The sequence below is a fragment of the Stenotrophomonas sp. LARHCG68 genome (genome assembly GCF_052871705.1).
In genome coordinates this window covers 90,773-104,297 of the sequence record NZ_JBIXJV010000005.1, presented here as the reverse complement: position 1 = coordinate 104,297, position 13,525 = coordinate 90,773, and the positions used below count along the sequence as shown (strand labels likewise).

At 69.3% G+C, this 13,525-nt stretch carries 12 protein-coding genes; 3 read left to right on the top strand and 9 right to left on the bottom strand.

Going from position 1 to position 13,525, the window contains the following annotated elements; translation table 11 throughout:
* Window positions 1–66: 66 nt before the first annotated feature.
* Window positions 67–861, top strand: a complete 795-nt coding sequence (locus ACIPR8_RS15865) for an undecaprenyl-diphosphate phosphatase (protein ID WP_132862358.1) — start codon at window positions 67–69, stop codon at window positions 859–861.
* A gap of 83 nt (window positions 862–944) precedes the next feature.
* On the top strand, window positions 945–1,763 hold the full coding sequence (locus ACIPR8_RS15860; RefSeq protein WP_446541631.1) for a DUF4377 domain-containing protein: 819 nt from the start codon (window positions 945–947) through the stop codon (window positions 1,761–1,763).
* 88 nt (window positions 1,764–1,851) lie between these two features.
* Here ACIPR8_RS15860 and ACIPR8_RS15855 read toward each other — a convergent pair whose 3' ends face one another.
* Genes ACIPR8_RS15855 through ACIPR8_RS15840 form a run of 4 tightly spaced genes read right to left on the bottom strand, consistent with a single transcriptional unit; the run spans window position 1,852 to window position 6,437 of the window.
* Window positions 1,852–2,460 carry a YbhB/YbcL family Raf kinase inhibitor-like protein gene (locus ACIPR8_RS15855; protein WP_446541630.1) on the bottom strand — a complete coding sequence of 203 codons (609 nt, stop codon included), beginning with the start codon at window positions 2,458–2,460 and terminating at the stop codon, window positions 1,852–1,854.
* Between the two features lie 14 nt (window positions 2,461–2,474).
* The gene (locus tag ACIPR8_RS15850; protein ID WP_446541629.1) at window positions 2,475–4,544 is read right to left on the bottom strand and encodes a tetratricopeptide repeat protein; all 2,070 of its coding nucleotides are present in this window, start codon (window positions 4,542–4,544) and stop codon (window positions 2,475–2,477) included.
* A gap of 59 nt (window positions 4,545–4,603) precedes the next feature.
* A complete protein-coding gene (locus ACIPR8_RS15845) occupies window positions 4,604–5,593 on the bottom strand; it encodes a YheT family hydrolase (protein WP_192288375.1) in 990 nt (329 codons plus the stop codon).
* Between the two features lie 52 nt (window positions 5,594–5,645).
* Window positions 5,646–6,437 carry a lysophospholipid acyltransferase family protein gene (locus ACIPR8_RS15840; RefSeq protein WP_132862353.1) on the bottom strand — a complete coding sequence of 264 codons (792 nt, stop codon included), beginning with the start codon at window positions 6,435–6,437 and terminating at the stop codon, window positions 5,646–5,648.
* Window positions 6,438–6,637: 200 nt separating this feature from the next.
* Between ACIPR8_RS15840 and ACIPR8_RS15835 the strand changes: the two genes are divergently transcribed.
* A complete protein-coding gene (locus ACIPR8_RS15835; protein ID WP_323437742.1) occupies window positions 6,638–9,208 on the top strand; it encodes an EAL domain-containing protein in 2,571 nt (856 codons plus the stop codon).
* A gap of 178 nt (window positions 9,209–9,386) precedes the next feature.
* On the opposite strand, the gene ACIPR8_RS15830 is transcribed toward ACIPR8_RS15835, so the two are convergent.
* The 5 genes from ACIPR8_RS15830 to ACIPR8_RS15810 are packed head-to-tail and all read right to left on the bottom strand — an operon-like array spanning window position 9,387 to window position 13,506.
* Window positions 9,387–9,812 carry a hotdog fold thioesterase gene (locus ACIPR8_RS15830; RefSeq protein ID WP_132862351.1) on the bottom strand — a complete coding sequence of 142 codons (426 nt, stop codon included), beginning with the start codon at window positions 9,810–9,812 and terminating at the stop codon, window positions 9,387–9,389.
* A 25-nt stretch (window positions 9,813–9,837) separates the two neighbouring features.
* Window positions 9,838–11,808: a phospholipase D family protein gene (locus tag ACIPR8_RS15825; RefSeq protein WP_446541628.1), complete on the bottom strand. Its 1,971-nt coding sequence runs from the start codon at window positions 11,806–11,808 to the stop codon at window positions 9,838–9,840.
* Window positions 11,805–12,374: a YceI family protein gene (locus tag ACIPR8_RS15820; protein ID WP_132862349.1), complete on the bottom strand. Its 570-nt coding sequence runs from the start codon at window positions 12,372–12,374 to the stop codon at window positions 11,805–11,807. The genes ACIPR8_RS15825 and ACIPR8_RS15820 overlap by 4 nt, the downstream gene beginning before the upstream one ends.
* A gap of 4 nt (window positions 12,375–12,378) precedes the next feature.
* Window positions 12,379–12,855: a SixA phosphatase family protein gene (locus ACIPR8_RS15815; protein ID WP_192288315.1), complete on the bottom strand. Its 477-nt coding sequence runs from the start codon at window positions 12,853–12,855 to the stop codon at window positions 12,379–12,381.
* Between the two features lie 18 nt (window positions 12,856–12,873).
* Complete coding sequence (locus ACIPR8_RS15810; RefSeq protein ID WP_132862347.1) at window positions 12,874–13,506, bottom strand: ParA family protein; 633 nt, start codon at window positions 13,504–13,506, stop codon at window positions 12,874–12,876.
* Window positions 13,507–13,525: the final 19 nt, after the last annotated feature.

The following is a 13,525-nucleotide window of genomic DNA, read 5'->3' as shown; positions in this document are numbered from 1 at the left end:
GGCACCATGCAGGTGCAACACATCACTTGGACTATGCTGTACCGGCCTTTTTCCCCACCGATCTCCATGTCCGACCTGCTCTCCGCCCTCCTGCTGGGCATTCTCGAAGGCCTCACCGAATTCCTCCCCATCTCCAGCACCGGCCACCTGCTGATTGCCCAGCACTGGCTGGGTAGCCGCTCGGACTTCTTCAACATCGTGATCCAGGCCGGTGCCATCCTGGCGGTGACGCTGGCGTTGCGGCAGCGGCTGTGGACACTGGCCACCGGCCTGGGCCAGCGCGAGAACCGCGACTACGTCATGAAGCTGGGCGTGGCCTTCCTGGTCACCGCCGTGGTCGGCCTGCCGGTACGCCTGGCCGGCTGGGAGCTGCCGGAAACGGTGACCCCGGTGGCGTGGGCGCTGGTCATCGGTGGCGTCTGGATGCTGGCCGCCGAACGCTTCGCCGCACGCCTGCCCGACCGCGAGACGGTCACCTGGACGGTGGCCATCGGCGTCGGCCTGGCACAGGTGGTGGCCGGCGTGTTCCCCGGCACCTCGCGCTCGGCGGCGGCCATCTTCCTGGCCATGCTGCTGGGCCTGACGCGCCGCGCCGCCGCGGCCGAGTTCGTCTTCCTGGTGGGTATTCCCACCATGTTCGCCGCCAGTGGCTACGCGTTTCTGGAACTTGCCAAGGACGGGCAGCTCGGCAGCGAGAACTGGACCGACGTCGGCGTGGCCTTCACCGCCGCCGTCATCACCGGCTTCGTGGTGGTGAAGTGGCTGCTGGACTACATCAAGCGCCGGCCCTTCACGGGCTTCGCGCTATACCGCATCGCACTGGGCATTGGCTTGCTGCTGTTCTTGCCTGCTGGAAACTGAACGCGCCCCGGCGCCCTCAACCCCGGCCGGCAGCTTCATCCGTTTGTCGTCCCGAATCCTTTCCAAAACCCAAGGAGTTGTCCATGAAGCGCATCCTCATGCTGGCCCTGCCGCTGGCCCTGATGGCCGCCTGCAGCAACCCGTCGCAGACGACCACCAAGAGTGAAGCCACCCCCGCCGCCAGCACCGCCACCCCGGCCGCGGCGGCCTCGATCGACGCCACCCAGCTGGGCGCCAACCACTGGCTGCTCGACACCGCCGTGGATTCGGCCGGCAAGCGCGTGGACGCGCTGTTCGTGCGCGCCGACAAGCCGGTCACGCTGGACTTCAAGGACGGCCGCCTGAGCGTGAGCAATGCCTGCAACGGCATGGGCGGTGGCTACACGCTGGAAGGCGACGCACTCAGCGTCGGCAACATGATGTCCACCAACATGGCCTGCGGCGAGCCGGGCGTGATGGCGCTGGACGGCCTGGTCAGCGAGCGCCTGCAGGGCAAGCTGACGATCCGTTCGCTGGATGCGTCGCAGCTGGTGTTGGCCGCCGCCAATGGCGACGTGCTGACCTTCCGCGCCGAGCCGACCGCCGAAGCCCGCTACGGCGGCGAGGGCGAGCGCGTGTTCCTGGAAGTCGATGCACAGACCAAGCCCTGCACCCACGGCGTGATGCGTGATGCGCAGTGCCTGCAGGTGCGCGAGGTGAAGTACAACGAGCAGGGCCTGGAGCAGGGCAAGCGCGGTGAGTGGGAGAACTTCTACGGCAACATCGAGGGTTACACCCACCAGCCGGGCGTGCGCAACGTGCTGCGCCTGAAGCGTTTCCAGGTGAAGAACCCGCCGGCCGACGCGTCTTCGCTGGCCTACGTGCTGGACATGGTGGTCAGCTCGGAGCAGGTGGGCAAGTAAGCCACCGCTGCGAAGCAGACGACGAGGGCGCCGCAAGGCGCCCTCGTCATTTCGGTTCCCTGCCGCCGTGTGGCGGCACCGCGCCCGGTCAGAGGTGCGGGTTCAACGTGTAGGTGCCGTGCAACGCGGCTTCGGCCAGCACGTGGCACTGCATCGCGCTGAACACATCGGCGGCGGTGAAGGCGCCTTCCACCGGCAGCGACGCCACGTCCAGCGCGAACACGCGGAAGAAGTAGCGGTGCGGGCGCTCGTCGTTGAACGGCGGGTACGGGCCGTCATAGCCGAAATAGGTTCCCGCCATGTCGAGGTCACCGGCGAACCAGCCGGTGTAGTCGTTGATGCCCTGGCGCGCGCCGGCCGGGCCTGCCGGTTGCTGCTTGCCATGCGCAGTGAAGCCGTCACTGCAGCTGCCGGCGGCGATCTCCCGCACGTCGGCGGGGATATCCACCATCACCCAGTGCACGAAATCAGCGCGTGGCTGGTCCAGCGGGATGCCGACATCGTCGCGACCGACCAGCTCGGCCACGGTCGGCGCGTCCGGGTCCACGCACAGCAGGGCGAACGAGCGCGTGCCTTCGGGCACGTCGTGCCAGGACAGCTGCGGGTTGCGGTTGCCGGCAACGCCGGACGGCTGGCCGGCGGCGAACTCGGCCGGGATCGGCTGGCCGTTGCTGAAACTCTGGCTGTCCAGTTTCATCGGGGGTCCTCGGGTCAGGCTTCGGGGTAGCCCAGTCGCACCGCGACCGGGGTGAGATACAGGAATTCCGCCGCCAGCACCTGGGCGTAGCGGCGCCAGTGGCCGGCCTCGACGGTGCCCGGGCCGAGGCTGCGCACCTGCGGGAAGCGCACGCCGAAGGCCTGCTCCAGCAGCGCGCCCATCGCCGCCGGGTCGTTCACTGCCTCGTCGGTGCGGAGGATCAGGTGCGGGTACAGGTCGCCCTCGTGCAGCTCGGCCACCTGCTCCACGGAGCGTGCCAGCCACTGCGCCGCGTCCATCGACGAGGTCAGCGCCAGCGGCGCCGGTGCGCCCAGCGCCAGCCATTCGATGAACATGTCGCGCGGGTCGCGCACCGCCACCACCAGGCGGCCTTCCGGCAGCTGCGGGCGCAGCGCCCACAACAGCGCGTTGTCCCACCACAGCAGCCAGTCGATGACGTTGCCGTCGGCGATGCCGCGCGCCGGCAGCTGCTCGCGCCACTGCTGCACCAGCTGCTCGGGCGTCAGCGCATCGGTGGCCAGCCGCTGCAGGGTCAGGTAGTTCTGGAAACCGTCGGTCGGCGGGGTGGCACCGAAACGGTCGGCGCGCAGCACCCGGCTGCCGGCCGCCATCACCGTCACCACGCGCTCCACGCCCGAGCCCGGCGCGCCCCAGACGAACAGCGGGCGCATCGCGTTGTCGTCGGCCACCTCACCCAGCGCCGGCCATTCCACCGGGGCCTTGGCCTGCGGCGGCAGCGGCAGGCGCGTGGCGGCCTGCTCGGCATGCAGCTGCAGCCAGGTGGCCACCGCGCCGGCCGGGTTGCCGCCACGGTCCTGCACGGTGCCCAGCCAGCTGCGCAGGTTCGGCCGAGCGGCTTCCGGGGCACTGTCGATCAGTGCCTGGACATGCGCCGCGGCTGCGGGCGCATCGCGCAGCAGCAGGGCTTCGACGATGCGCTGCTCGGCGCTGACGCGGCCCGGCTCCAGCGCGGCGATGCGGCGGGCGATGGCCTCGGCCGCGTCGCTTTCCTCGTTCATGTCATGCAGCCGCATGCGGGCTTCCAGCGCCGGCACATGGTCGGGCATGGCCGCCAGCCAGCGCTCGACCACGGCCACCGCTTCCGGGCTGCCCACCGCCGGGATCGCCAGGCGGGCCAGCCACAGGTCGTGCAGCTGCGGGTGGGCTTCCAGTGCCGCATCCAGCGCGGCGCTGGCTTCCTCCTCGCGCCCCAGTCGCTGCCAGGCCACCAGCAGCATCTGCAGCGTGCCGCGGTCACCGGGCAGCTGCGACAGCAGCGGGCGCAGGTGTTCCAGCGCCTGCAGCGGCTGGCCGGAGGCCAGCTCCAGTTCACCGGCCAGGCGTCGCAGGCCGGGGGTGTCGCCCCCCTTGCTGGCCAGCACCTCGCGCATCACTTCGGCCGCGTTGTCGACATGGCCCTGGCGCAGCGCCAGCTGCACCAGCAGGCCGCGCAGCGCCTGGTTGTCCGGGACCAGTTCGAGCACGCGGCGGAAGGCCTGCTCGGCGAACGCCGGCATGTCCTTGCCCAGATAGGCGAAGCCCAGTGCGTAGAGCAGGCGCGGATCGCGCGGCAGGCGCTCGACCGCGGCCGACAGCACGCCCAGCGCGCGGTCCAGCTCGCCGCGGCGCAACGCGACCATGCCCTGCACCGCGCCCAGCTCCGGGCTGTCCGGGTCCACGCGTTCGGCCAGGCGGATCAGGCGGTCGGCTTCGTCGATGTCCTCGCGGCCCAGCGCCAGGTGCGCCTGCATCAGGTAGGCGGAGAATTCATTGGGGTTGAGCGCGGTGCTGCGGTCCAGCGCCTGGTCGGCGGCCTCGAGCTGGCGCAGGGCCAGCAGCAGGCCGGCGTGCTGCAGGTGCAGGGCGGCCTCTTCCGGCGCCAGCGCCAGTGCCTGGTCCAGGCTGGCCTGGGCCTGTTCCAGCTGGTTGTCCTGCTGCAGGGCCAGCGCCAGCCAGCGATGGGCCTGCGCCTGCTGCGGTTCGGCCGCCACCCATTCGCGGGCCAGGGACACCGCGTCGTCGTTGGCGTTGCGGCGCAGGGCTTCGATGATCTTGTCTTGCATGGCGGTCCAGCGTGAGCGCAAAAAACCCATTGTAGCGGGCGCGCCCGCCGCGCCACGGTTCAGCCTGGCAACGCCGCCAGCAGTTGCCGGGTGACCCAGCGCTCGGAGAAGCCATCGCCGCGCAGGTTCTCGATGAACCCGCAATGCCCGCCCCAGCGCGCGATCTGCAGGCGTGCGTGGTTCGGCAGCTGCCAATGGTCGAAGGTGGCGAAGGGGATGACCGGGTCGTCCTGCGCCATCAGGATCTCGGCCGGCACCTGCAGCCCGGCCAGCTTGTGGCCGGCGATCGAGTAGCCCTCGAAGTAGTCCTGCAGCGTGGGGAAGTCGGTATGCCGGTTCACCAGCCAGCCGGTCAGCGCGCGGATGTCCAGCTTGAGCACGTCGTCGTCGCAGTCGGCCAGCTCGGGGAACAGCGCGCGCTTGCGCCGCAGCGAGCCGGTCCACTTGCGGCGGAAGTACCAGTCGTACATCGCCGGCCCGTGCTCGATGCTCTCCATCGTCACCGCCGGGTCCAGCACCGGGCAGACCGAGGCCACGTGCCGCAGGGGCACGCCCGCGGCCGGTGCATGCAGGGCCAGGCGCAGCACGAAGTTGCCGCCCAGCGAGTAGCCGGCGGCCACCATCGGCAGGTCCGGGAAACGGCGCGCCACGTCGCCGGCGGCCTGCACCACTTCATCGATGCGGCAGGAGTGGAAGATGCCCGGGTTCAGGTGGTGGGTGTTGCCGTGGTCGCGGAAGTTCAGCCGCACCACGTCGAAGCCGGCCTCCAGCATGCGCGCGGCGGTCATGCGCATGTAGCTCGACTCGGTGCTGCCTTCCCAGCCATGCAGCAGCAGCGCCAGCCCGACCGGGGCACGGCCCGGCACGCTGCTGTGCCAGGCCTGCAGGCGCACGCCGTCACCGCCGTCCAGGATCAGTTCGCGGTTGACCGCGCCGGTGGCGGCCAGCAGCTGCAGGCCGCGGCGCAGGCGCAGCCGGCTCGAAGCCAGCATCGATTGCAGGTGGGGATTGCGCAACCAGCGCGGCGGCAGGTAATCGGCGGCGTTCAGCGCGTCTGGCTGGCGGCTTTCCGACGACGGCAGGCGCACGACCGACATCGCCTCACGGCCCTTCCATCACCGCCACGATGCGCGCACGCGAGGTTTCGGCGATGCGGCGGCGACCTTCCAGGTCCTGGCTGCCGATCGGCGCGAGGAAGTGCACCTGCGCCGCACGCGCCGGCTCGCCGAGCAGGCGCAGGAAGTTGCCGAAGAAGCTCTCGCCCGGCCCGAACGCCACCATGGTCTGCGCGTCACCGCGCACGCCGTAGCGCAAGGCCACCGGCTGCACCGGCACGTTGGCCTCCACCGCCGCCTGGAAGATGCGGGCGTGGAACGGGCCCACTTCGTGGCCACCGCGGGTGCGGCCTTCGGGGAACACCGCCACCGGCCGCTGTTCGTTCAGACGCTTGACCATTTCCTCCATCACCCCGCCCAGCGACTCGGTGTTGCCGCGCTGGTGGTAGATGGTATGCCCACGGCTGGCCAGCCAGCCGACCAGCGGCCAGCCGGCGATCTCGCGCTTGGCGACAAAACCGACCATCTTCTGGCTGTGGATCATGCAGATGTCGACCCAGCCCACGTGGTTGGCCACGAACAGCACCGGCCCCGGCAGCGGCTGGCCGAAGCGCTTGAGCCGGAAGCCGAAGATCCACATCAGCACGCCCGACCACCAGCGCACCACGCGGTGCTCCAGGGGATCGGCAGGCCCGCCGATGCGGCCGAATGGCGGGGCCATCAGCAACAGGATCAGCGGCAGGAACAGGACGATGTGCACCAGCAGCAGCGGGACGCGGTACAGGTAACGGAACACGCGAGCCACACCGCCCTGGCGGGCGGGACGGGGGGAGATCATCCGCGCACGATACCGGATGCGGTCCGGCTTGTGCCAGCGACTGTTACGGCGGCAGGGTATTGCTGCTAGGACACGGAAAGGTGCGTTGCGGCACAGTATCCAGACATCACGCGGGCCAAGGGGCCCGGCTGGACCTTCAGCGTTACCCTTCCCGCGCCGTAAGTGTGTAAAACGGTTCCAACGTTCAGGGGAGCGTGGTGATGCACCGGCAGCTGCTGTCATCGACAGAGGACATGCTGCACTTCTTTTCTGCCGCGCTGGAGCGCATTGGCAGCGGCGTGATCCTGTTCGACGAACAGAACACCATCCTGTACCTCAACCGCGCCATGGAGACCATCTCCGGCTGGCCGCGCGAGGAAATGCTGGGCAGGAACCTGGGCCAGCTGGCCCCGCCCTCCATGCGCGAGCGCTATGACACCCGCCTGTACCCGGGGGCCAGCAACCGCGTGCAGGAACTGGCCCTGGCGCCGCATGACATCCAGCTGGTGCGCAAGGACGGCAGCCACTGCTGGATCAGCGTGACCCTGTCGCACGTGTCCAGCGGCGGCCGCGACATCCACATGGCACTGATCAGCGACGTCACCGCGCGGCGCCAGGCGCAGGAGCGCGAGCGGCTGCTGTCGCTGGGGTTCGACGAGACCCAGAGCGCGGTGCTGATCACCGATGCCCAGGCCCACGTGGTCTACCCGAACAAGGGTTTCCGTCGCCTGTTCGGCTTCCTGGACAGCGAGCTGCTCGGCCGCTACGTCCCCACCCTGCTGGCGCCGGACGATCATTCCGGCGAACAGATGGCCGCCTACATGACGCGACTGATGTCCGGGCAGTCGATCCGCGCCGACGAGCGCCTGTACCGCAAGGACGGCCAGCCGCTGTGGTGTTCGGTCACCATCAACCCGATCTTCGACGACTACGGCAAGCTGGTGAACATGGTCGTGGTGCTGACCGACATCACCCGCACCAAGGTGCATGAGGTCCTGCAGCACCGCATGCTCGATGCGATGGTGCGCGAGGTACCCACCGCCGAGATCATGCAGATGATGTGCGAGGAGGTGGAGAAGATCGCCCCGCAGGTCACCTGCTCGGTGCTGCGCGTGGAGGACGGCCGGCTGCGCACGCTGGCCGCGCCCAGCCTGCCGGAGGCCTACAGCAAGCTGGTCGATGGCACGCCGGTCGGCCCGCATTCGGGCAGCTGCGGCACCGCGGCCCATTGCGGCGAAACCGTGGTCGCGCGCGACATCGCCAGCGACCCTAACTGGGAGGGCGTCAGCCACCTGGCCCTGCAGTACGGCCTGGCGGCGTGCTGGTCCACGCCGATCAAGTCCAGCGACGGCCGCGTGCTGGGCACCTTCGCGTTCTATTACCGGCAGCCGATGGAGCCGGACAGCTTCCACCGGCGCCTGGTCGAGGTGATCGTGCATCTGTGCGCGCTGGCGCTGGAACGCGAGGAAGCGCGCAACCGCATCCGCCGGCTGGCCTTCTACGACGACCTCACCGGCTTGCCCAACCGCAGCCTGCTGCATGCCCGCGCCGACCAGGCGATCAGCGCCGCCGGCCACACCCACCAGTCGCTGGCGGTGCTGTTCATCGACCTGGACCGCTTCAAGCAGGTCAACGATTCCTTCGGCCACCCCGGCGGCGATGAACTGCTGCGGGTGGTCGCGCGCCGACTGCAGGAGCAGACCGGGCCGATGGACATCGTCGGCCGCCTGTCCGGCGACGAGTTCGTGGTGGTGCTCAACGGCTGCGACGCGCAGGGCGCCGACGAACACAGCGAACGCCTGCTGCGCGCGTTGGGCGAGCCGTTGCAGCTGGGAGAGATGGAGATCCGGCCCTCGGCCAGCATCGGCATCAGCGTGTTCCCGCACGACGGCACGAGCATGGAAACCCTGCTGCACCGCGCCGACATGGCGATGTACCAGGCCAAGCACAGCGGCCGCAACCTGGCCCGTTTCTACAGCTGCGAGATGGACCAGAGCGCGCAGGAACGGCTGGCGCTGGAGAATGCCCTGCGCGAAGCCCTCGCGCTGGGCCAGCTGCAACTGCACTACCAGCCGCAGATCGACCTGCACGATGGCCGCCTGCACAGCGTCGAGGCCCTGGCCCGCTGGCACCACCCGCGGCTGGGCAACGTGCCGCCGGTCCGCTTCATCCCGCTGGCCGAGGAAACCGGCCTGATCGGCGACCTTGGCCAATGGGCGCTGCACGAGGCCTGCCACCAGCTGGCCGACTGGCGCGAGGATGGGCTGGAGGTGCCCTCGGTCTCGGTCAACCTGTCACCGACCAACTTCCACAGCCCGGCGCTGGCCGAGATGATCAGCCGGATCCTGCACGAGCACGGCCTTTCGGCGTCGGACCTGATCCTGGAGATCACCGAGGACGTGCTGCTCGACGCCGACCCGGTCACCCTGCAGACCCTGCGCAAAGTGCATGCGCTGGGCGTGCGCCTGTCGATGGACGACTTCGGCACCGGCTATTCCAGCCTGAGTTACCTGCGCCAGCTGCCGATCAGCGAGCTCAAGCTGGACCGCAGCTTCGTCAACGGGATCGAGCGTGACAGCGTGGCCAGCGCGCTGACCCAGGCCATCGCCCACATCGGCCAGAGCCTGCACCTGAAGGTGGTGGCCGAAGGCGTGGAAAGCAGCGAGCAGCTGCGCCTGCTCGGCGAGCAGGGCTATCACATCGCGCAGGGCTTCCACTTCACCCCTGCCCTGCCCGCGCCGGCATTGGCGCAATGGGTGCGCGAGCATCTGCCGGCGATGGTCGAGGGCTGAGCGACAGGTACGGCGGTGTGGCAGTAACCCCTCCCCCGCCCTCCCCTGGGCTTCGCCAAAGGGGGGAGTGGTTCGGCGGGGTCGAACCGATCACGGTAGAGCCGCATTGCCCCCTCCCTTGCACAGCAGGGGAAGGTTGGGGAGGGTTAAGCCGCAGGTATCGCGCGTCGATGCCCGCTCAGCGGGCCACCACCGCCAGCGTCAGCCGCGAAATGCACACCGGCTTGCCGTCTTCGTTCTCGATGCGGATCTCCCACACCTGGGTGGTGCGGCCCACGTGCAGCGCCCGCGCGGTGCCGGTGACCACGCCGGTGCGCGCCGCGCGCAGGTGGTTGGCGTTGATCTCCAGCCCCACGCAGACCTGCTCGGCCGGGTCCACGCACAGGTTGCCGGCGCTGCTGCCCAGGGTTTCGGCCAGCACCACCGAGGCGCCGCCGTGCAGCAGGCCATACGGCTGGCGGGTACGTTCGTCGACCGGCATGGTGGCCTGCAGCCAATCCTCGCCGGCGGCGGTGAACACGATGCCGAGGTGGTCGATCAGGGTGTTGCGGCTCAGGGCATTGACCTGTTCCAGGTCGACGGGGGCGCGGAATACTCGGGACATGGCTTGAACCTTTGCGGGGACGCAGTCAGAGGATGGGCACCAACCCGGCGCCGAAGGCAGTAAGCATGCGCACCAGCAGCCACTTCGGGCCGACGTCCACTTCCGGGAAATCGCCGATGGCGGTGTAGCAGGCGCGGAAGCCGGGGTCCTGCCGCGGCAGCGGTCGCGGGCAGTCCGGGCCGGGCTTGAACTCATAGATGGTGGCGTAGCGCCATGGCCAAAAATCGAGCACCGGCAGCGCTTCGGACGCCTTGCCGATGCTGTAGTTCAGGCCGGAGAACACCGGTGCCTTCTCGCGCGGCGCCACCACCCAGGAGTTGTCCGGGGCGATGTCGCGCTCGATGCTGCGCGCCAACTGCTCGGCGAAGGCGGCATCCTCGATGATCACCGCGCCCTCGGTGTTGTAGTTCTCGCTGCGCGGGTCGAAGTTGTGGGTGCCGATCACGCCGATGCGGCGGTCCACCACCAGCGACTTGGCATGCAGGCCCATGCGCGCGCCGCTGCGGGTCACCGGCAGCGGCCGGTTGGCCGCGCGCCGGCTCAGGAACGAGGGGCGCGTCTCGGTGCGCAGCACCTCGCGTTCGACGTCGCTGCCTCCGGGCGTGTTGCGCCGGCCCGAGCCGCTGCCGCGCACGTTGCTGCCGGCCGCGCTGCCGCCGATCACCCGGTTGCGGCCGGACGGCACCGATTCGACGTCCACCGGCTCGGGCAGCAGCCCGGGGTAGTTGACCGGCGCATCGAGCGGGAACGGCTTGTATTCGTAGATGTTGAAGCCCAGTTCGCGCAGGTTGCGGCGCTTGTACTTGTACGACAGCGCGTAGACGATCGGGTTGTCGGTGGCGGCCAGGCTGTTGGTCGAGACCACCACCCGCGGCGCGGCCTCGCGCTTGCGCAGGTCGCGGAACAGCTGCTGGGCCGGCTTGGACAACACCAGGTACGGCGTCTGCAGCAGCACTTCGGTCCTGGCCGAGGCGATCAGGGCATCCAGCCGCGGCTCGGTGACATGCTGGCCATCGTCCGGATCATCGTCCTCGCGGCGATGCTTGCGCGGCAGGTCGGCCACGTAGGCCACCGACCGCACCGGCAGCGCGGTCTGCACGAAGGCCTCGTCGATGAACGAAGGGTCGGTTGCCTCCTCGCCCACCCGCTCGATCCGCTCGGGGTGGCGGAAGTTGGCCTGCGGCATCGCCGGCACCCCCTGCTTGAGCAGGGCCCGGCCCACGTCGTTGAGCCGTTCGGCCGGCACGCTGCGCTGCGCGACCCAGAACGACTCAAAGTTGGCGGCCATTTCCCGCGCCTCCGGACCGGCGACGATCACGTCACGATCGCGGAAGTTGTACTCGTTGTCCCAGTCGTAGTAATCGTCCTGGTAGTTGCGGCCACCGACCACGCCCAGCACGTCGTCGATCACCAGCAGCTTGTTGTGCATGCGCTGGTTGAAGCGGCGGAAGCAGCACAGCACGCTGCCGGCGTAGTCCAGGTAGTTCAGCTTGGCCTTGCCGAAGGCAGGGTTGTAGACGCGCAGCTCGAAGTTGGCATGCGCCCCGGACAGGGCGGCCAGCATCTGCACGTCGGAGATCGCCGAGAGCTGGTCGATCAGCACCCGCACCTTGACCCCGCGCCGGGCGGCGGCCAGCAGTTCGTCGATCACCAGCCGCGCACTGTCGTCGGTGTCGAAGATATAGGTCTGCAGGTCGATGCTGCGGGTGGCGCTGCGGATCAGGTTCAGGCGCGCCACCAGCGCCAGTTCGCCCTCGTCCACGATGGTGGCGTAGTGGCGCGGCAGCCCGGGCGCCGATTCGGTGATGGCCTGCCCGCCGAGCGCGCGCAGCGGCGAATCCAGCGCGCAGCGGTCCGGCCGGTCGCAGTCCACCACGGTCGAGCGCGCGGCGATGGCAATGCCCTGGGCACGGTCGCGCTGCTGCGGCGACAGCGAGGCGCAACCGCCGGCCAGCAGCGCCGCCAGCAGCAGGAAAAGTCGTACGAAAGGGTTCACTTTGGGGGGGCGCTGCTCAGGCGCGTACGCAATATGAAGGTCACTCGATCACCCAGGGCCATCTGCCAGCTGTCCATGCCGTACCGCCCGCGCTGGACGGTGCCCCGGCTGACGAGGTCGCAATCATAGCCGGGACGTGCGCATTCAGGCTTTGCCAGGTGCAGCGTCTCCCGGCGGCTGATGCCGCGGATGGTCAACCAGCCATTGACGTCGCCGCCCTGGTGGATCAGCTCCGGCGAGTACGGATCGGAGCGGAACTCGATCACCGGGTAACGCGCCACGTCGAAGAAATCCTCGCCGCGCATCCAGCCGGTGTAGCGCGGCTTGTCCGGGATCTCGACGTATTGGGTGTACATGCGCAGCACCACCTGGTGCTGCCCGTTGGGCAGCGCGGTGGCCTGTGCATCAAAACGGCGGAACACCCCTTCGATCTTCTGGCCGAAGCGGGTGCGGATCTCGAAGCCGAACTGTGAATGAGCCGGGTCGAACTGGGGCGGTTCCGCCGCGAAGGACGAAACCGGCCCGATCAGCAAGCCCAGCAGCAGCCCGCCACGGAACAAACCCATGGACTTACGGCCACCAGAACGCCGCCAGACGGGCTATGCCCGGTTCTATCGATGCCTCCATCGGCAGCGACAGCACCGCCACCGAGGCCGGCGGCATGCCGCGGTAATCCCCGGACTGGCCGCTGTGCATCAGCGCCACCAGCTGTTCCAGGCCCGGGTTGTGGCCCACCACCAGCAGCCGCTCGACCTCGCGGTGCTCATCCACCAGCGCCGCCAAGGTGCCGGGCATGGCGTCGTAGATGCGCTCCTCCAGCCGCTGCTCGACGTAGCCGGTCAGTGCCAGCACCGCCTCCAGCGTCTCGCGGGTCCGTCGCGCCGGCGAACACAGCACCCGGTCCGGGGTGAGCTTCTGCTCCAGCAGCCAGCGCCCGGCGGCCTCGGCCTCGGCCAGCCCGTGCGGGGAAAGGGGACGATCGATGTCGGCCAGGCCGTTGTTGGCCGGTTCGGCATGGGCATGTCGCAGCAGGATCAGTTCACGCATGGCCGGGGAGTACTCCTGTCAGACCTTGTTCAACCATTTGAGTAGCGGCTCCCAGTCCTGCTGGTGCTCGCGTACCTGGGCGGAGTGATAGTCGAACAGGCTGCGGCCCAGCCCGACCATCACCACGTAGCTTTGGCTGTCGCGCAGCTGCGCGACCACCTCATACGGCCATTGGCCCAGCATCTGCCGGGCCTGTTGCGATGTCTGCGTCCACGGTTTGGTGCGGTTGAGCACCAGCCCCACCGGCAGCGCGCGCGAATGCACGCGCTTGAGCTTGGACAGGCTATTGAGGAAGCCGACGATGGCCTCGATGTCCAAGGCCGAGGGCAGGACCGGCACCACCACCGCGTCGGCGATGTCGGTGAAGCGCTCCAGGTCCTCGCCGTAGGCGCCGGCGGGGGCATCGATGATGACCTGCTCGGTGCCGTCGGGGATCAGCTTTTCCCAGTTCTTCTTGCGGTGCACGTCGACCGGCAGCACGGCGCTGTCCAGCATGGCCCGGCGCTCGGCCCAGCGGCTGCTGGAGCCTTGCGGATCGGCATCGGCAATCACCGTGGCATGGCCTGCCAGGGCCGAATGCGCGGCCAGGTGGGTGGCGATGGTGGTCTTGCCGACACCGCCCTTGGAGCCGGCTACCAGGATCGTCTTCATGCACGCCTCGTTTCCGCGG